Below are 17,646 nucleotides of genomic sequence, written 5' to 3'. Positions count from 1 at the left end.
TGCTTTAAGAAGAAATTTTTCATCTCATCGTCAGGTCTTTATGCACTGAGGTCGTTTGAACGTAAATTAAAAAGTTATCGTGCTGGAGTGTATTTATGAAAGAAGCTAAACGTAATCTGGTTGCGGGTACCATCGGTGCTGCAGTGTTAAGTGCCGGCGCATTTACATCGTCTGCAATGGCAAATCCGTTCGGAATGGATGCACTGGAATCCGGATATAAGCAAATCGCGGCAGAAGGAAAATGCGGTGAAGGCAAATGTGGTGCCGATAAAATGAAAGATAAAGCCAAAGCGGCAGCAGAGGGTAAATGCGGTGAGGGCAAGTGTGGCGCCGACAAGATGAAAGACAAAGCGAAAGCTGCAGCAGAAGGCAAATGCGGTGAAGGTAAGTGTGGTGCCGATAAAATGAAGGATAAAGCCAAAGCTGCGACAGAAGGTAAGTGTGGTGAAGGAAAGTGCGGCGCTGACAAAATGAAGGACAAGGTTAAAGAGAAAGCGGCTGAAGAAGGTAAATGTGGTGAGGGCAAATGCGGGAGTATGTAAACCGGCATGTGCTTGACTCGTTTTTGAAGTAACACCTTTGTTCAAAGTCACTAGTCATTTGGAGTTCTGATGTCTGTATCCGGTGCCGGGTTGGGTCTGCGGCGTGAAATGTTGCCTGACTTACTGCCACAGCTTCCTGACAGTGTCGATTTCTGGGAAGTTGCGCCGGAGAACTGGATCCCAATGGGCGGGAAGTTCAAAAAGCAATTGCAGGCCTGTACATCGCAGGCCCCCTTTTCGACTCACGGACTGTCATTGTCTGTAGGCAGTACGGATCCTCTTGATATCCCGTTTATTAAACAAATCAAATCGTTCCTGCAGGAATATAGCATCAGCTTGTACAGTGAACATCTGAGTTTTTGTTCCGGTAACGGACACCTCTATGATTTGCTGCCAATGCCTTTTTGTGAGCAGGCTGCAAAACATGTTGTGGAAAGAATCAAAATTGTACAGGACATTTTAGAGCGTCCGCTGGTGCTGGAGAATGTATCTTATTACCTCGCACCAGATCAGGACATGACAGAGCTGGAATTCCTTCTTTATATACTGGAAGAGTCTGACTGTCAGATGCTGCTTGATGTAAACAACCTCTACGTAAACAGTATCAATCATAAGTATGATGCCGTTGATTTCCTCAATGCACTGCCATCAAAGCGTATTGTTTATGGTCATATCGCCGGTCATTACGACGAGAGTGATAACCTTAAAGTCGATACCCATGGCAGTAGTGTCATTGAACCTGTGTGGGGGTTGCTGGAAAAAGCCTACCGGAAGCACGGCGTTTTCCCTACGTTGCTTGAACGGGATTTTAATATTCCTCCGTTAGGTGAATTGCTGGAAGAGGTTGGCCGGATTAAATCCATTCAGCAACGGGTATGTAATGAGCAGGAAATTAAGGATAACCAGCTAGCCGGATGTGCGGGATGACAGATTTCCGCGCAAGGCAGGCTGAACTTGCACAAGCCATGCGGGATCCTCAATCCGGCTTTGTTACCCTTGAAGAGGACGGCGAAGAAAGGTTGTCTGTCTACCGCTCACTATTTTTTAATAATATAAAAAATTTTATCGCCGGCGGGTTTCCTGTGGTCAAAGAAGTCCTGGGCGAAGAACAGTGGCTTATTCTCGTACGGGAATTCATGCGTGAGCATGTTTGTGAGACCCCTTACTTTGTTGAAATCAGCCGTGAGTTTGTCCGTTTTCTGAGTCACTTTGATTGTTCAGCCCGTGGTTATCCGGCTTTTTTATATGAGCTCGCGCATTATGAATGGCTGGAAATTGATGTCAGCGTACGCGACGAAGACCTGCCACTTAAAGCCTGCTCAGGCGATTTACCAGAGCGTTATACATTGTCCGGCCTGGCAACACTTGCCAGTTACCATTATCCGGTACATCAAATCAGCGTTGAATGTCAGCCAGAAAAAGTATCAGAGCAGCGACATAACTACGTGGTGTACCGTGACAAAAGTGATAACGTTCAGTTCATGATTACTGAGCCTTTAACGGCTTTATTGCTGACGATTATCAGTGAAGAGGCTTTGCCCGTTCCCGGTATCATCAGTCAGCTTAAAGCTGTCATTCCTCCTACACAAGTTGCAGCGGTTGAACATTATCTGCCGCAAGCACTCTCCGCACTTATAGAAAAGGGGATAGTGGTCAAAGCCTGACCGCTTGCCTCACCTTATTAACAATATTCGCTATAATGGAGAATAGCACTGTCATTCAGACTGTGTTTCGATTAACATTTACGACCATTTTGACTTAGAACTTTCAGGTATTGATTATGGCTGATAACGGCGAGTTTAAAGAAGTGTTTAACTGGTGGTACTTTCTGGCAATCGTTGCCACGTTGGTAGCTTTTCCTCTGTTGCATATCATAGCTGGCTGGTTCACTTTCTGGCTGTAATCAAAAGGCAAAGAAGTGACTGCTGAATATATAAAATCCGTAATAAAAACCGTACCCGACTACCCTAAACCCGGCATCATGTTCCGTGATGTCACCAGCGTGCTGGAAGATCACAAAGCATTTACTGCGTGCATCACGTTGTTGCTTGAGAAATTTCAGGGCATGCAGTTTGATAAAGTAGCCGGCACTGAAGCCCGTGGTTTCTTGTTTGGTGCACCGCTGGCCCTTGAAATGGGTGTGGGTTTCGTACCGGTGAGAAAACCCAATAAATTACCCAGAGAAGTGGTAAGTGAATCCTACGAACTTGAGTATGGTATGGATACACTTGAGATCCACAAAGATGCCATCAAAGAAGGTGAGCGGGTGCTGTTGATTGACGATCTGCTGGCAACCGGCGGTACCATCGGCGCATCAGCAAAATTGATCCGTTCATTAGGTGGCATTGTTGAACATGCCGGTTTTGTTATCGGCCTGCCGGACCTTGGCGGCTATGAGAAATTAGCGGCGCTGAACATTGAATGCTATTCAATTTGTGATTTTGATGGTGAATAAGGAACAAGCGGTTTTATGAGTTATCAGGTTCTGGCAAGGAAGTGGCGACCACGAAAGTTTAGTGAACTCGTTGGTCAGGAACATGTTGTTACCGCCATCGCCAATGCATTAGATAACGACCGCTTACATCACGCTTATTTATTTACCGGTACCCGTGGGGTCGGTAAAACCACAATCGCACGTATCTTTTCAAAGAGTTTAAACTGCGAAGAAGGTCAGGGCGCTAATCCATGTGGTGTTTGTGATACCTGTCGTGAAATCGAGCAGGGCAATTACGTCGACCTGCTCGAAATCGATGCGGCGTCACGTACCAAAGTGGAAGATACCCGCGAACTGCTGGATAACGTGCAGTACAAGCCCACCCGTGGCCGCTACAAAGTGTACCTCATCGATGAAGTACACATGCTGTCTAAGCACAGTTTTAATGCGCTGTTAAAAACCCTTGAAGAGCCACCACCTCATGTGAAGTTTCTGCTGGCAACCACTGATCCGCAGAAGCTGCCCATTACAATTCTGTCGCGCTGCCTGCAATTTAATTTAAAAGCGCTGTCCCGTGAGCAAATTTCAGGGCAACTGACACACATACTGCAGCAGGAATCCATTCCTTTTGAGGCACCGGCACTGGCGTTACTGGCCCGTGCAGCCCAGGGCAGTATGCGGGATGCGCTCAGTCTGACTGATCAGGCTATTGCACAGGGCGATAATCAGGTAGCGGCTGCCATCGTCACCGACATGCTCGGTTTGATGGACAGACATCAAATTCTGAAGCTGCTTTTCGCACTGGTGAAAAAGGACGCTCCGGGTCTGCTTGATATTGTGGCATCAATGGCTGAGCAAGCGCCGGATTTCGGTCAGGTACTGGCTGAACTGTCCAGTTTGTTACACCAGATAGCTTTAACCCAGTGGGTGCCTGAAACCTGCAAACTGGAAACGACATCTGCCAAAGCGATATATCAATTGGCAAAAGCATTACCGGCAGAGCAGGTGCAGCTGTTTTATCAGATTGCTTTGCAAGGCAGAAAAGATTTGCCCCATGCTGCAGATGGTCGCTCAGCGCTGGAAATGACACTGTTACGAATGATGTCTTTTGCACCGGTTCCGTCCGGTGACGACAACCTTGAGTTGATCGTGGATGCGCAGGGCAGTACAGAAACGCCGGTGTCGCAAGCGTCTGCACAACCTGTTTCTTCTGCTCCGTCTGTAGCCTCAGCGCCAGATACGCAAGCTGCACCGGTTCTTCAGCCGGCGCAAGAAAAAGAAACGGCGGAACCCGAAGCCGCTCATGCCCCTCAACCGGCGGTGCACAAAATTGTTACTGAAGGTACCGGAACAACTACCGGGCCGGCAGATACAGATACTTCAGAAGATTTACATGCGCTCAATGCTGAACAGGCTGAAATTGAAAAAGCAGCGGCGGAATATCGCCAGCCTGCTTCTGAGCGTGTGCCCGCTGAACCGCCTGTTGTTGAGCCGGAGCCTGTAAAAGATGAACCTGTACTGCCGGAATCTTCGCGACTGCTTGAATCCGGGCAACAGGCTGAGCCTTCAGCACAGAATGGTCCGCCTCAGTGGGATGATATTCCTCCTGCGGACTATGATGATATGCCGCCTGCTGCTTACGAAGATGAGCATTATGAAGTACCGGCAGAACACGCCGCGCCCGGGCATCAGTCAAACAATGTGACTCAGGCCGGTAGTACCGATTCATTGACGTCTATCGAAGAAATGTTAGCCCTGCGCCAGCAATTAAAAACTGGACGTAAGGAGGCTGCAGAAGCACCCGCAAAAAAGTCTGAGAACCAGAGTGACACCAGTGAGCGTGTCCGCAAGCTGAGTCAACGGGGTATAACGTCAGCCCCGCCTGTGGCAGACAATGAACCTGCTGAAACGGCGGCATCTGCACCGTCAGAGGATGATGCCTCGTCGCCGCCCTGGGAAAACCATTCAACTACGATGGCCCCTGAAACTGACGACTTTGCTGATAATGGTCAGTCTGAAGTTGGTGATGCTGCGGCTTCACAACCTTCATCCGGGCAGGAGGCATTTGCTCAGGAAATTGAAGTACAGGCTGATGCCGGAGTGGCTTCTTTTGTTGAGGAAGATGACTATACCGGCAATGTTACCCCGCAACAGAATGAAAATGAGGCTCAAGGCTATCAACAAACTGACGTGCCTTCTGATAATGCCGTTGCCACTGCACCTATAAATCGTGTTCAAAGTGTCGATAGCGATGCTTTACCAGCTTATTTACCTGATGGCTCAAAATTATTACTCGGCCGTCAGATAGATAGCTGGAGCGAACGGGTTGCAGAACTGGGACTGGCCGGTTTAACTAAACAAATCGTATTAAATGCTGCTTTTTCGATAAAAGATCAGGATGTGACGCTTGAATTAGATGAGAGTCAGAGCCATCTCATAAATGACAATGCTGTTGCACAACTGAATGAGGCGTTATCTAAGGCGCTGGAGCATCCGGTCAATGTGAACATTGTTTACGGACAGCCAGCACAAACACCGCTGACGTTGCAGGCACGTATCGATGAAATGCGTCGTGCTTATGCACATCAGGTGGTTAGCAACGATGAAAAATTTACGACATTACGGGATCTTTTTGCTGCAACAGTGCTCGAAGACACTGTTCAGCCCCGGTAATGACACACAATCAATAAATAGTGAGAGAGTCGACCATGTTTAAAGGTGGAATGGGAAATATCATGAAGCAGGCGCAACAGATGCAGGAGCGCATGCAAAAAGCACAGGAAGACCTGGCGAAAATTGAAGTGACCGGTGAAGCCGGTGCCGGCATGGTGAAAGTTACCATGACGTGTAATCACAATGTGCGCCGCGTCGACATTGATGAGTCACTGATGGACGACGACAAAGACATGATAGAAGATCTGGTGGCTGCAGCCTGCAACGACGCTGTGCGTCGTGTACAGGAAACCAGTAAAGAGAAAATGGGCGACGTAACCGGTGGTATGCCATTACCTCCCGGCTTCAAAATGCCGTTTTAGGCTGAAAGCCCCATATTTACTGGCCTCCAGCTTTGCTAAAAGTTAGGGGCCAAATAGGGGACACTTAAATTAACGATTAAAGCTCGGCATTTGTCCGAGCTTTTTTATGTGAAAAGGTTAATATTTTCTTTTTTTACGTTGCTGAAATCACTATTTCTGTAGTGGCACACAGGCTTACTTTGTGGCTGTGAGTGAAAAAGTGGTTTTTTGCTGCCAGCAGAGGAACAGCAGCTATCCACATTTGCTAACTGGTCCTGTTACGAGGTGTATGCTTTGTTAGAAGTGATCTTCGCTAAACCTTTTATGATTCTATAAATCGACCAAATCCAAACAGCTAACAATATGAAATAGCCTATTACTACAAATGCTAATATAAAACCCAATATTGAAAGGCCAAGTCCCCACCAGAAAGTTTTTATTATATTGGAATAATGATCCTCAAATAATGAGCCTTGAGCTTCAGCCTTTTTTACAATTGCCCACATCGCACCTACAATCCAAAAGATACCTGTAAACATTCCTACGACCATAAGGCCGTAAGCTACAAGAGCATTTATTTTTGCAGCATCGTCTTTTGCGGATAAAGATTGTGGTGCTACGGTTGCTTCTTGAATTTCTGACATTTTAATCTCCTTTAAAGTCAACTCACTGAAATTCATAACATTTAAATATATCATTATGCAGGTGCATATCTGATAGTCCGGCTTTGAATGGAAAAATGAGGTGGTCGATCTAATAAGTCATAGTTTTCCCTTCTCGACTCTTTTACTCACTGTTGCTGTCAAACTATTACTAGGTTGAATGTTTGCTCCAGCAGTATAGGCATTCTGAGCATGACATAAATGCTCAAACAATACTACTGCTGAACAGAAACGGCTTATACATTAATTATTGCTAATATCTTCTATTTCCTGAGCCAGATGCATTCAGTAGGTTAATACCGAAAAAACCTACTGTAAAAGCCGATTCGCATCGAAAGTAGCATCTGTGTTTTCGTGATTCCCAATTCAATAGGCTAAGTAGGGCTGTGACTAACTTTCTCTTAGCAATGGGTCATGCCAATTATTAAGAATCAATTGTTGTCAATTGTTGATGCTTCTGATACAAATATTATTGGTTTATCCCCCATCTTTTTTTCCTTTTCATAAATTAATTTCTTTGAGTCAGTGTGTTTTTTGTCCAGTGTTAGATGGCGATAGCTTGAGATGAGATAATGCCATATAAGTTATTGATTAATATTGGTTGTAATGTTAACTTACTAATCGATTTTACTCGAAGAGAGTGTGTAACTAGATATTAATTGATAAATAACTAAAAATTTTTTATATAAGCCTCCTTTTGTCTTGTCTGAGAATTTTCTAAAGATATTTTTCTATATCTCTTGAATTTATTAAAATAAATGCTTCGCGTTTTTGATAATTACAAATTCCTCTCGCTAAACAGTCAGTATCATCAATATTAACGAAAAAGTTTTAAACATGGAGAATGTTAAATTTGAAACGTCAACTGTTAGTAAATGCTCTTGCGCTATCTGTACTTGCTGGTTGCAGCGCAACTCCTCCCATAAATGAAGAAGCTTCAGCAGAATTACAAGCTAAGTTGAATTTAATTTCGCTAGACGGAACTTTGTTGAAGCAGCAAGATACTTTTATCCTGGCCCCAAACTTCAGGGCTGATAGAATTGAGCAAGATGGTATGTTCGATACTGAAAGCTGGCGCTTTAATGGCAAAACATTGTTTCCAGCATTTAAGTCTTCACGTTTTGAATGTAGTCTTTCAAAAAATGAGTGTGAGCAGTATGAAGAGGTCGATTCACCATTTCTAAAGGTTAATGGCACCGACAGCGATTATGGTGATACTTATGAAAAAAGGGTAGCCGATGGCAAAAAGCCTGGAATTACTGCCATTGATGTTGCATTGGGTGGCGCTACTGCTGTCATTGCAGGGCCGGCAGCAGTTCTGGTTGGTACTCCGCTGGCTATATTGGGTGGATCAGTAAACTTGGTTAGGCATGGATCAGTGTGGAGTAATAATTGGGTAGAATTCGATCATGATTTATTTTACGAGCAAGCTGTTGTGGCAATTCAGGCAAAGCATGGATCTTTAGACAACTATATTGATTACATATCTCAGGCTAGTGTGATACATAAAAATTTAAGCCAACAAAACGAAAGACTATATAAAGACTGGAATACACTGAAAAATGAGAAGTCTACAATCATAAGTACATATCATCATTTCGAATTAATTAATGTAGATAAATTTACTTTTCAGATTCCTTCATTTGGAAATATCGAAATCGTAGAAGCTGAAATTAAATCAAATATGGATTACTTTTATTCCGAATCAGAAAAGAACTTGTTGGCTGATTACAGCCGGAAATTAGCTCAGGCTAAAGAAATCTATGTGCAGGAACAAAAAAAATCTTATTCATTAGCAAAAAACTCTAATTCGATGATGGATTTTATTCGGAAGTACGAAGGGTTGGATGAAGCTGACCTAGTTGAAAAAGCCTGGCTCAGTTGGCGCTCACTTGTCAAAAAAGAAGAAAAGATTGCGTTCGGTAAAATTGTGACTATTCGGGATGCCAATAATTTTATTTCACGATACAAGGATATCGATGAGGCCAAATTAGTACCGAAAGCACGCGACTTAGTGGCGCAAGCTGAACTACGTATCAGAAATGAAGAAAACGAGAAACGTAGAATCGCTCTTTCTAGTTTAAATAAGTGGCGGAAAGGCCTTAGCGTGGGCGACGATACTTTCTGCGGTAGAGTAATCGAAGCAAATTATCCAATGTTTCGGATTGCATTAAGCTCTCCATTAAAAGGCTTTTCAGATACTATTTGGCTTGAAAAGGATAATCTTTTTGAGTCTTGGAGTGGCTGTAGAAATATAAATAACACGGTAAGTCCGATTACAAGTCCGCTGGGATAGAAAGATAAAATTCGACGAATAATATATTAGGATAAGTGAAAAAATAGATTTGGTTCATCAAGCCTGACTTGAACGTGAATGGGGAATGGAGTTTGTATAGTGATGTTTTTCAGTTTGGTTTAGGTAAAAGATTATTAACTTGACCGCTAATCATCACTTGATTTATACAAAATTTCCTACTATCTGATAGGCGGATAGTTTAATTTTGAGTTTGCTATGAATAAAAAATAGCACTGTTCACCCACTTATATTGCTCGAAGATTCATGATTTTTAAGGTGTTTTATGTCACAAATCCCTTTTAGTTATCGGCTGAGAAAATTTGTCATGGAGGCATCTTAAAATTCGCGTTAATATGAACGTCATTACGTTAGCTAGATACAATAATCATTTTTGAACAATGAAATTCAGTCCGCTTCTGGGTGAGCTTATCGAAGCGCTCACCTGTTTGCCCGGTGTGGGCAATAAAAGTGCCCAGCGTATGGCGTTTCACCTGCTCGAACGAAACAGGGATGGTGCCATGAAGTTGGGCACCGTGCTGCATAATGCCATGGAGCACATTCAGCATTGCCAGCAATGCCGCACGTTTACCGAAGATGATGTGTGCGAAATCTGCCGTTCGCCGAAACGTCAGGAAGCGGGTGTATTGTGCATTGTCGAAAGTCCGCAGGATGTGCTGGCCATCGAGCAAACTATGACATTTACCGGCACATACTTTGTCTTGATGGGACATTTGTCGCCCATCGACGGCATCGGGCCGGCTGATATCGGGCTGACCGAACTGGAAACGCGACTTAAAGCCTCTCCGGTATCTGAAGTCATTCTGGCAACTAACCCTACGGTAGAGGGCGAAGCCACGGCACATTATATTGCGCAAATGTGTAACGGGCTTGATATCACGGCAAGCCGGATAGCGCATGGTGTGCCGGTAGGTGGCGAATTAGAATATATCGACGGCAGCACGCTGACCCACGCGTTCTCCGGTCGCCGCACGCTTTAAGCTTCAGCATTTTTCTGCTCTGTCATTACCGTTGGCAGAGCATCATTTCACTCAATTTTATCAAATCTGATAAAAACCCCACTTTTCAGGTTGAAATTATTCTGGCCCGACCCTACTTCCTAGACTGAAATTGATTCAAATAGCTAGGAGACTCTGGTTTATGGCTGAAGCAGCCCAACAAGAAAAACATGGTTTTCAGACTGAAGTAAAACAGCTTCTGCAACTGATGATTCATTCTTTGTATTCCAACAAAGAAATCTTCCTTCGTGAACTGGTATCGAACGCAGCAGATGCCGCCGATAAGTTACGCTTCCGTGCACTGGAAAATAACAGTCTGTACGAAGGCGACGGCGAACTGAACGTGAAGATCAGTACCGATGCTGATGCAGGTACCATTACCATTGCTGATAACGGCATTGGTATGACGAAAGAAGAAGTTATTGCGAATCTGGGTACCATTGCAAAGTCCGGTACCAAAGATTTCTTCAGTAAGCTTTCCGGTGATGCGGCAAAAGACTCACAACTGATAGGTCAGTTTGGTGTGGGCTTTTACTCAGCGTTCATTGTGGCTGATAAAGTGACAGTAAGAACCCGTGCTGCCGGCACCGACGCCAGTCAGGGCGTTGAGTGGATTTCTGACGGTGAAGGTGAATTCACTGTAGCAGAAATTAGCAAACCTGCCCGCGGCACTGAAATTGTTCTGCACATCCGTGAAGAAGAAAAAGAGTTTGTTGATAACTGGCGTCTGCGCTCAATCATCAGCAAATATTCCGACCACATCAGCATTCCGGTGCAAATGTGGAAAGATGAGATCCCTGAAAGTGAAGGTCCTGACGGTGAAAAAACACCGGCTGTTCCCGGCGAATGGGAGAGTGTAAACAAAGCGACGGCATTGTGGACACGGGATAAGTCAGATATCTCTGAAGAAGAATATAAAGAATTCTATAAGCACATTTCTCATGACTTTGCTGATCCATTGGCATGGGCGCACAACAAAGTAGAAGGTAAGAGTGAGTACACCAGCTTACTTTACATTCCTTCTAAAGCGCCGTTTGATATGTGGAACCGTGATCAGAATCATGGTCTGAAGCTTTATGTCCAGCGTGTATTCATTATGGATGACGCTGAACAGTTTATGCCAACGTACCTGCGTTTCGTAAAAGGTCTGCTTGATTCCAACGACCTGCCGCTGAACGTATCCCGTGAAATTCTGCAGGACAACAAAGTCACCCAGACGTTGCGTCAGGGTTGTACTAAGCGCGTATTGCAGATGCTGGAGAAAATGGCGAAGAACGACAGCGAAAAGTATCACTCATTCTGGGGTGAATTTGGTAACGTGCTGAAAGAAGGTCCTGCCGAAGACTTCAGCAACAAAGATAAAATTGCCGGTCTGCTTCGCTTCTCGTCAACACATGGTGATTCCGATGCGCAAACTGTGTCTCTGGATGATTACATTGGTCGCATGAAGGAAGGTCAGGACAAAATTTACTTTGTCACCGCTGACAGTCTGCAAGCTGCGAAAACCAGCCCGCACCTGGAGTTTTTCCGCAAGAAAGGCATCGAAGTGTTGCTGATGGGCGAGCGCATTGACGAATGGTTAATGTCTCACCTGACTGAGTACAATGAGAAGTCTTTCCAGTCTATTGCTAAAGGTGATTTGGATTTAGGTGACCTTGACGACGAGGAAACCAAAAAGGCGCAGGAAGAAGCAGAAAAAGAAGTGGAAGGTGTGCTTGAGCGTGCGAAAACTGCATTAGGTGACAAAGTTGTCGACGTGAAATTTACTCACCGTCTGACAGAATCTCCTGCGGTGATCACGGCTGATGAAAACGGCATGACCACGCAGATGATGAAGCTGATGCAGGCTGCCGGTCAGACAGTACCGGATGTGAAATACCACTTCGAACTGAACCCTGAGCATCAGTTAGTGAAAAAGCTGGCTGATGTACAGGATGAAGCTCTGTTTAATCAGTGGGTGGGCGTATTGTACGATCAGGCAGCATTGTCTGAGCAGGGCAGTCTGAAAGACCCGTCCAGCTTTGTACGCAATTTAAACAGTCTGTTAATGAGTATGGCAAAATAAAGCCGGTTCACCGACTGTAAACATATGAAAACGGGTCTTTATGGCCCGTTTTTATTTTAACTATCACTTAAATTTATTTAGGTGAGATATTTCTTTACAAATCAATACACTGTTCCTGCTGCTTAACCTTTAATGACAGGCTGTTAAAGAAATGTATGTCTTCACGCCTTCGAATGCCCTTACGACTATTGTTCATAAACCATGCGACATAGGTCGTATAATCTGACTCTGTACTTGCTATGGGCTTGTTTCGCTGATGCTTAGTGTGTAAAGTGCCCAACAGTTGAGAAAATAAAGCGGAGAGCGCAAAATGCGAATCATTCTTCTGGGCGCACCGGGCGCCGGTAAGGGAACTCAGGCACAATTTCTGATGGGGAAATACGGTATTCCTCAAATCTCTACTGGTGACATGTTGCGTTCGGCCATCAAGGCCGGCACTGAACTTGGTCTTGCGGCCAAGCGTGTAATGGACGAAGGTAAACTGGTGTCTGATGACATCATTATTGGTCTGGTTAAAGAGCGTATTGCCCAGGACGACTGCAAGCAAGGCTTCCTGCTTGACGGTTTTCCCCGTACCATTCCTCAGGCTGATGCAATGAAAGAAGCAGGCGTATCTGTAGATCATTGCATTGAGTTTGACGTACCTGATGATGTTATCGTTGAGCGTATGGGCGGCCGTCGTGTACACCCTGCCTCAGGTCGTGTTTATCACGTTGTTTACAATCCACCAAAAGTGGAAGGTAAAGATGATGAAACCGGTGAAGAACTGATCATCCGTGATGACGACAAAGAAGAGACAGTACGTAAGCGTTTAGGCGTGTACCACGAGCAAACTAAGCCTCTGGTCAACTACTACTCTGCAGAAGCTGAAGCCGGAAACTGCCAGTACCACAAGCTGGATGGTACCAAACCGGTAGAGCAGGTCAGCAATGAGCTGGCTGAGCTTCTCGGTTAAAAATTCTTACTAAAGGCCGCATCAAGCGGCCTTTTTTTATCCTTCACTGTCAAAGCGGGTAAAAGGCTTTGCCAGCGTGCCGCTTAATTGCCAGAATAGACACCAATAACCCATTATTAAACCTGACGATTATGAGTTTCCCGATTACTGCGTTTTACGCAAGTCTGTTAGCCTTGTGTTATATCTACCTGTCATTCGCCGTTATTAATGTTCGCCGCAGCGCCCGGATCGGTGTGGGTGACGGAGGCAATGATGAACTTACCCGTGCCATTCGTGTACACGGCAATTTCAGCGAATATGTGCCAATCACTCTTATTCTGCTGGCGTGCCTGGAGAGCTTACATCCCCAGCACTGGGTATTGCACGCGGGTGGCTGCGCTATATTATTTGGCCGCATTCTCCATGCTTACGGCTTGCGTCACAGTGAAGGAACAAGCTGGCAACGTTTATCAGGGATGCTCCTGACGTTTTTGTCTATGCTGTTTCTTGCCTGCTCGAACCTGTTTATGATCCACTACCTGATTTAGTTTATGTCTGAGTTATTATCTGATTTTTCTGCTCTGGTGACCCCGGTCTGCCTCATTGACGAGAATAAGTTGCGGGCGAACAGCGAACGCATGCAGGAGAAATGTCGCCGGGACGGCGTGACACTGCGGCCTCATGTTAAAACACTGAAGAGCCGTGAAGCTGCGGAAATTTATGCACCGCGGCCCGGGCCTGTCACTGTTTCCACACTGGAAGAAGCCCGTTACTTTGCGCAGGCCGGTTACAAAGATATTCTGTATGCGGTGGGTATAACGCCGAATAAATTCTCTGCTGTTAATGAGCTTCTGGAACGTGGTGTTGATCTGATTGTTGTCGTTGATAATGAAGCGGCAGTGGATGCGCTGGTAAAAGCCCGTCGAACTTTCATTGTGCCGCTGCGGGTAATGATAGAACTGGATGTTGATGATCACCGTGCCGGTGCCGGGCCTGAGAGCATGCAATTGATCTCTATGGCTGAGCAGTTGCACAACACTGCGCATATCCGTTTTTCCGGCGTGATGGCCCATGCAGGTGCATCTTACGGGTGTAAGACGCCCGAAACGCAATATGCCATGGCAGAACAGGAATGCAATCGTACGGTACTGGCGGCGAACAGACTCAAAGCAGCGGGATTACCTGCTGATATCATTTCTGTGGGATCCACGCCAACCGCGTTATCTGATTATAAGCCCGGAGGCGTTACCGAGATCCGCGCCGGTGTGTACGCAACGTTTGATCTGGTGATGGCCGGTCTGGGGGTTTGTTCAGTATCTGACATTGCAATGAGTGTGTTGACGACAGTCATTGGTCATCAGATGAAGAAGAATCAGGTACTGGTGGACGCAGGCTGGATGGGACTGTCGAGAGATAAAGGCTCTGACTCCCACGGATATGGTCTGGTCGCTGATGCCGGGGGCAATATACTGGATGGCTGGTATGTCAGTCAGACAAACCAGGAACACGGTATCATTGAGCATAAAGATGGTTTACCGGTACCGGATCAAGGTTTCGGATTCGGCCGTCAACTCCGGATCCTGCCAAACCATGCCTGCGCGACCGCGGGTCAGTACCGGCGCTACCACGTTACCCGTGACAACCGCACCGTCAGCGCTATCTGGCATAGTGCTGACGGCTGGTGACACGTTATAGTGACTGCTTTATTACTTCAATAAGAGAAGGCGTCGCTCTTCCCAGCAGACGGTGTAATTCATCGCTTGAGCCGGAAAGGCCGCCATCTTTTGCATGATGCTCTGAATCTGCCAGCACATGAGCAAAACCTTCCGGCAGACCGGCAACATCCTGCAAGAATTGTTTGTAACCCTCATAATTCATGGATTCAAAATGAACGGGCTTACCGGTTACAGCGCTGACAGCGTCTGCATATCCCTGCAGAGTAAACGATGCATCACCGGCCAGCTCATACACGTTTCCTTTGTGCGCAGATACATCTGTCAGCACATTCGCTGCTGCCTCTGCGTAATCATTGCGGGTCGCTGAATCAATGCGACCGTAACCGGCTGCGCCAGCCAGCACGCCGGCGTCAAGAACAGCCTGAAGACCCTGCGTGTAATTCTCTGTGTACCAGCCGTTCCGTAAAATCACGTAATCCATGCCGGACGCCTGAATACGTTGCTCTGTGGCTTTGTGCTCTTCTGCCAGCATCAGAGATGAAGTGTCTGCCCGTAACAAGCTTGAATACACCAGGGTTTTCACACCGGCGCGTTTAGCCGCATCGATTACATTGGCATGTTGTTCAATACGCTGTCCGATTTCGCTGCCTGAAATGAGAAACAGTGTCGTGATACCGGTCAGTGCATCCGTCAGCGTGTCAGGTTCACTGTAGTCGAAGTGCCGTGAGGCAATATCAGCAAACATAGCTTGCGACTTGCCGGGGTCTCTGACCAGCGTGATCAAAGAGTCTGCGGATTCTTTCGTTAGCAGGTGTTTAATTGTCAGTTGACCTAACTGACCTGTTGCACCGGTAATTCCAATCATGATTGTTCTCCTGTTAAAACTATTTTGCCGTGCCGTATTGGACGGATGACTAGATTATGGTGCTATGTGGTTGCTATGATAAGTAGGACAAAAGTGAATGTAGTGTTCGGAAAATGAGTACAATAGATTTTGCCTATCTGAGGCACCTGGCAATATTTTGTGTGGTGGCAGAGCAGGGGAGTTTTGCTGCTGCAGCCAGAGTGTTGCATACCAGCCGTTCGAGAGTCAGTGAGCAGGTTGCTGATTTGGAGGGCGCTTTAGGCAGCAGGCTGCTTCAACGTTCAACCAGAAAATTAATGCTGACAGAGGAAGGTCAGCGTGTTTTCAGCCGTGCAACTATTCTGCAGGAAGTACTTGAAGATATAGACAGCATTACGAATACCCCTGTTCCTGCAGGACGTGTCGCTATAACCATGAATCATGATATTGCCCATAAGTTTGTACTGCCCGCACTGGATGGGTTTATCCGGCAGTTTCCTGAGGTTCAGATTGATTTTGTACTGGATGACGAGCGGGTTGATTTAATCTCAGAGAAAATTGATCTGGCAATCAGGATTGGATTACCCCGCGATGCCTCGCTGATTGCCAGGGTATTGCATGAGGAAACATTTGCGATATTTGCACAGCCTGCAATGCTGGACCGACTTGGTGAACCGGAGAGCCTCGACGCGTTGGAAGCATTGCCCTGGGTGTTGCTGGATTTACCTCACTGGCACAATAATGTGCGGTTGCAAAGTAAAGACAGCAGCAGAACCATAACACCTTCAAGATATTACAGAAGCAACTCGCCCCATTTGATCCACAAGATGGCGGCTATGGGAACGGGGGTGGCCTTACTGTTGCCATCTACGGTAAAAGAAGAAACAGAGCGGGGAGAGCTGGTTCAGATATTGCCGGGGTGGCATGGGGAACGCACAGCTTTTTCACTGGTGTATCCGTCGCGGAAAAACTTACCGCAGCGCACACGTGTGCTGATTGACTACCTTGTGTCTGCCAATATATTCAAATAAAAAAACGGCACCGGGAGCAGGTGCCGTTTTTATGTTTAATTGCAGTAAAACCCTTCCGGATTATTCACCGGTGCTTTTATGCTCAAGGGCCGCAGAGCCGATAGCGATCTGTTTAGGCTTTTTAGCTTCAGGGATAACTCTTTCCAGATCGACACTCAGCAAACCATTTTCGAGATTTGCGCTTAATACGTTTACATGATCACCAAGCTGGAATTTGCGTTCAAAATTGCGCTCGGAAATACCTTTGTGAAGGAATTTACGCGATGACTCTTTGTCATCAGCAGATTTGCTGCCTGTTACGGTCAGCGTATTTTCCTGTACTTCAATACTGATTTCGCTTTCTGCAAATCCGGCTACTGCCATTGCGATGCGATATTTGTTTTCTTCCAGCAATTCAATGTTATACGGAGGAAAAGCGCTCTGGTTTTCAAACCGGGTAGCATTGTCAATGAATGACGCCAGACGGTCTGAGCCGATAAATGAACGGTAAAGTGGTGATAAATCAATAGTTCTCATAGTCATATCCTTCCAATTAAGCAATATGTAATTGTCAGAGCCCCGTATCCGGCGACTCAGGTTATTCCGTGCCTGCACCTGCAGGCACGAAAAAATAAAATCGTTAGTTACATGAGGTCTGTGTATGCAGACCAGAGTGGCTTACCCGTGGCTGGCCGGTGTACTGCCGATTTCAATACGACGGGGTTTCTTCGCCTCAGGCACAACACGCTCAAGGTCAATATGTAACAGGCCGTGCTGCATATCTGCGCCGGTCACTTTTACATGATCACCAAGCTGGAATTTACGCTCAAAGCTGCGCTCTGAAATTCCTTTGTGCAGGTATTGTTTTTTGCCGGCTTCGTCATTTTCAGCAGGGGCTTTTTTGCCCGTTACCGTTAACGTGTTGTCTTCGGAGACAATGTTAACTTCTTCAGTTGTAAATCCGGCAATCGCCATGGACACACGATATTTATCGTCGCCAAGCAATTCAATATTATAAGGGGGATAAGCAGTCTGGCTCTCAGAACGTGAAGCTGCATCTACAAGTGATGCCAAACGGTCAGAGCCAATGAAAGAACGGTAAAGTGGAGATAGATCGATAGTACGCATAGTCATATCCTTTTTATAAAGCAAT

The 17,646-nt window shown here is 46.0% G+C and carries 18 protein-coding genes; 14 read left to right on the top strand and 4 right to left on the bottom strand.

What is annotated here, in order from left to right; genetic code table 11:
* Positions 1 to 95: 95 nt before the first annotated feature.
* From DS731_RS13895 to DS731_RS13870, 7 genes are all read left to right on the top strand, one after another.
* Positions 96 to 542, top strand: coding sequence for an HvfA family oxazolone/thioamide-modified RiPP metallophore (locus tag DS731_RS13895; RefSeq protein ID WP_119501900.1), 447 nt, complete (start codon positions 96 to 98; stop codon positions 540 to 542).
* Between the two features lie 69 nt (positions 543 to 611).
* Complete coding sequence (locus DS731_RS13890; protein ID WP_202980663.1) at positions 612 to 1,469, top strand: HvfB family MNIO-type RiPP peptide maturase; 858 nt, start codon at positions 612 to 614, stop codon at positions 1,467 to 1,469.
* Positions 1,466 to 2,206 carry an HvfC family RiPP maturation protein gene (locus tag DS731_RS13885; RefSeq protein WP_161599159.1) on the top strand — a complete coding sequence of 247 codons (741 nt, stop codon included), beginning with the start codon at positions 1,466 to 1,468 and terminating at the stop codon, positions 2,204 to 2,206. Before DS731_RS13890 ends, DS731_RS13885 begins: the two co-directional genes overlap by 4 nt.
* Before the next feature lie 116 nt (positions 2,207 to 2,322).
* On the top strand, positions 2,323 to 2,445 hold the full coding sequence (locus DS731_RS22365; protein WP_269748644.1) for a hypothetical protein: 123 nt from the start codon (positions 2,323 to 2,325) through the stop codon (positions 2,443 to 2,445).
* Positions 2,446 to 2,460: 15 nt separating this feature from the next.
* On the top strand, positions 2,461 to 2,997 hold the full coding sequence (gene apt, locus DS731_RS13880) for an adenine phosphoribosyltransferase (protein ID WP_119501897.1): 537 nt from the start codon (positions 2,461 to 2,463) through the stop codon (positions 2,995 to 2,997).
* Between the two features lie 15 nt (positions 2,998 to 3,012).
* On the top strand, positions 3,013 to 5,649 hold the full coding sequence (dnaX, locus tag DS731_RS13875) for a DNA polymerase III subunit gamma/tau (RefSeq protein WP_119501896.1): 2,637 nt from the start codon (positions 3,013 to 3,015) through the stop codon (positions 5,647 to 5,649).
* 35 nt (positions 5,650 to 5,684) lie between these two features.
* The gene (locus DS731_RS13870) at positions 5,685 to 6,011 is read left to right on the top strand and encodes a YbaB/EbfC family nucleoid-associated protein (RefSeq protein ID WP_119501895.1); all 327 of its coding nucleotides are present in this window, start codon (positions 5,685 to 5,687) and stop codon (positions 6,009 to 6,011) included.
* Positions 6,012 to 6,268: 257 nt separating this feature from the next.
* Here DS731_RS13870 and DS731_RS13865 read toward each other — a convergent pair whose 3' ends face one another.
* Positions 6,269 to 6,634, bottom strand: coding sequence for a DUF4870 family protein (locus DS731_RS13865; RefSeq protein WP_119503425.1), 366 nt, complete (start codon positions 6,632 to 6,634; stop codon positions 6,269 to 6,271).
* Between the two features lie 871 nt (positions 6,635 to 7,505).
* Here DS731_RS13865 and DS731_RS13860 point away from each other — a divergent pair.
* The 6 genes from DS731_RS13860 (at position 7,506) to DS731_RS13835 (ending at position 14,648) form a co-directional block, all read left to right on the top strand.
* The gene (locus DS731_RS13860) at positions 7,506 to 8,948 is read left to right on the top strand and encodes a hypothetical protein (protein WP_150154291.1); all 1,443 of its coding nucleotides are present in this window, start codon (positions 7,506 to 7,508) and stop codon (positions 8,946 to 8,948) included.
* A 398-nt stretch (positions 8,949 to 9,346) separates the two neighbouring features.
* On the top strand, positions 9,347 to 9,946 hold the full coding sequence (gene recR / locus DS731_RS13855) for a recombination mediator RecR (protein ID WP_119501893.1): 600 nt from the start codon (positions 9,347 to 9,349) through the stop codon (positions 9,944 to 9,946).
* 160 nt (positions 9,947 to 10,106) lie between these two features.
* On the top strand, positions 10,107 to 12,029 hold the full coding sequence (htpG, locus tag DS731_RS13850; RefSeq protein ID WP_119501892.1) for a molecular chaperone HtpG: 1,923 nt from the start codon (positions 10,107 to 10,109) through the stop codon (positions 12,027 to 12,029).
* A 310-nt stretch (positions 12,030 to 12,339) separates the two neighbouring features.
* The gene (adk, locus tag DS731_RS13845; protein WP_119501891.1) at positions 12,340 to 12,984 is read left to right on the top strand and encodes an adenylate kinase; all 645 of its coding nucleotides are present in this window, start codon (positions 12,340 to 12,342) and stop codon (positions 12,982 to 12,984) included.
* A 131-nt stretch (positions 12,985 to 13,115) separates the two neighbouring features.
* Positions 13,116 to 13,511 (top strand): MAPEG family protein, encoded by a 396-nt coding sequence (locus DS731_RS13840; protein ID WP_119501890.1) that lies wholly within the window; start codon positions 13,116 to 13,118, stop codon positions 13,509 to 13,511.
* A 3-nt stretch (positions 13,512 to 13,514) separates the two neighbouring features.
* Complete coding sequence (locus DS731_RS13835) at positions 13,515 to 14,648, top strand: alanine racemase (RefSeq protein ID WP_119501889.1); 1,134 nt, start codon at positions 13,515 to 13,517, stop codon at positions 14,646 to 14,648.
* A 4-nt stretch (positions 14,649 to 14,652) separates the two neighbouring features.
* Here DS731_RS13835 and DS731_RS13830 read toward each other — a convergent pair whose 3' ends face one another.
* On the bottom strand, positions 14,653 to 15,504 hold the full coding sequence (locus DS731_RS13830) for an SDR family oxidoreductase (RefSeq protein ID WP_119501888.1): 852 nt from the start codon (positions 15,502 to 15,504) through the stop codon (positions 14,653 to 14,655).
* Between the two features lie 113 nt (positions 15,505 to 15,617).
* On the opposite strand from DS731_RS13830, the gene DS731_RS13825 reads away from it, so the two are divergent.
* Complete coding sequence (locus tag DS731_RS13825; protein WP_119501887.1) at positions 15,618 to 16,514, top strand: LysR family transcriptional regulator; 897 nt, start codon at positions 15,618 to 15,620, stop codon at positions 16,512 to 16,514.
* 60 nt (positions 16,515 to 16,574) lie between these two features.
* On the opposite strand, the gene DS731_RS13820 is transcribed toward DS731_RS13825, so the two are convergent.
* Positions 16,575 to 17,030 (bottom strand): Hsp20 family protein, encoded by a 456-nt coding sequence (locus DS731_RS13820; protein WP_119501886.1) that lies wholly within the window; start codon positions 17,028 to 17,030, stop codon positions 16,575 to 16,577.
* Between the two features lie 141 nt (positions 17,031 to 17,171).
* The gene (locus DS731_RS13815) at positions 17,172 to 17,621 is read right to left on the bottom strand and encodes an Hsp20 family protein (RefSeq protein ID WP_119501885.1); all 450 of its coding nucleotides are present in this window, start codon (positions 17,619 to 17,621) and stop codon (positions 17,172 to 17,174) included.
* Between the last annotated feature and the right edge of the window lie 25 nt (positions 17,622 to 17,646).

Origin of the sequence: Alteromonas sp. RKMC-009 (genome assembly GCF_003584565.2) — a bacterium.
In the GTDB taxonomy this organism is placed as follows: Bacteria; Pseudomonadota; Gammaproteobacteria; order Enterobacterales; family Alteromonadaceae; genus Alteromonas.
This window is presented reverse-complemented; position numbering and strand designations above follow the sequence as displayed.

What these genes read in the sequence shown, in the direction of transcription:
- DS731_RS13840 (WP_119501890.1), top strand. Translation starts at nt 13,116, where the DNA reads ATGAGTTTCCCGATTACTGCGTTTTACGCAAGTCTGTTAGCCTTGTGT.
- DS731_RS13885 (WP_161599159.1), top strand. Translation starts at nt 1,466, where the DNA reads ATGACAGATTTCCGCGCAAGGCAGGCTGAACTTGCACAAGCCATGCGG.
- DS731_RS13870 (WP_119501895.1), top strand. Translation starts at nt 5,685, where the DNA reads ATGTTTAAAGGTGGAATGGGAAATATCATGAAGCAGGCGCAACAGATG.
- adk (WP_119501891.1), top strand. Translation starts at nt 12,340, where the DNA reads ATGCGAATCATTCTTCTGGGCGCACCGGGCGCCGGTAAGGGAACTCAG.
- DS731_RS13820 (WP_119501886.1), bottom strand. Translation starts at nt 17,030, where the DNA reads ATGAGAACTATTGATTTATCACCACTTTACCGTTCATTTATCGGCTCA.
- DS731_RS13890 (WP_202980663.1), top strand. Translation starts at nt 612, where the DNA reads ATGTCTGTATCCGGTGCCGGGTTGGGTCTGCGGCGTGAAATGTTGCCT.
- DS731_RS13815 (WP_119501885.1), bottom strand. Translation starts at nt 17,621, where the DNA reads ATGCGTACTATCGATCTATCTCCACTTTACCGTTCTTTCATTGGCTCT.
- dnaX (WP_119501896.1), top strand. Translation starts at nt 3,013, where the DNA reads ATGAGTTATCAGGTTCTGGCAAGGAAGTGGCGACCACGAAAGTTTAGT.
- DS731_RS13895 (WP_119501900.1), top strand. Translation starts at nt 96, where the DNA reads ATGAAAGAAGCTAAACGTAATCTGGTTGCGGGTACCATCGGTGCTGCA.
- DS731_RS13830 (WP_119501888.1), bottom strand. Translation starts at nt 15,504, where the DNA reads ATGATTGGAATTACCGGTGCAACAGGTCAGTTAGGTCAACTGACAATT.
- DS731_RS13865 (WP_119503425.1), bottom strand. Translation starts at nt 6,634, where the DNA reads ATGTCAGAAATTCAAGAAGCAACCGTAGCACCACAATCTTTATCCGCA.
- htpG (WP_119501892.1), top strand. Translation starts at nt 10,107, where the DNA reads ATGGCTGAAGCAGCCCAACAAGAAAAACATGGTTTTCAGACTGAAGTA.
- DS731_RS22365 (WP_269748644.1), top strand. Translation starts at nt 2,323, where the DNA reads ATGGCTGATAACGGCGAGTTTAAAGAAGTGTTTAACTGGTGGTACTTT.
- DS731_RS13835 (WP_119501889.1), top strand. Translation starts at nt 13,515, where the DNA reads ATGTCTGAGTTATTATCTGATTTTTCTGCTCTGGTGACCCCGGTCTGC.
- recR (WP_119501893.1), top strand. Translation starts at nt 9,347, where the DNA reads ATGAAATTCAGTCCGCTTCTGGGTGAGCTTATCGAAGCGCTCACCTGT.
- DS731_RS13825 (WP_119501887.1), top strand. Translation starts at nt 15,618, where the DNA reads ATGAGTACAATAGATTTTGCCTATCTGAGGCACCTGGCAATATTTTGT.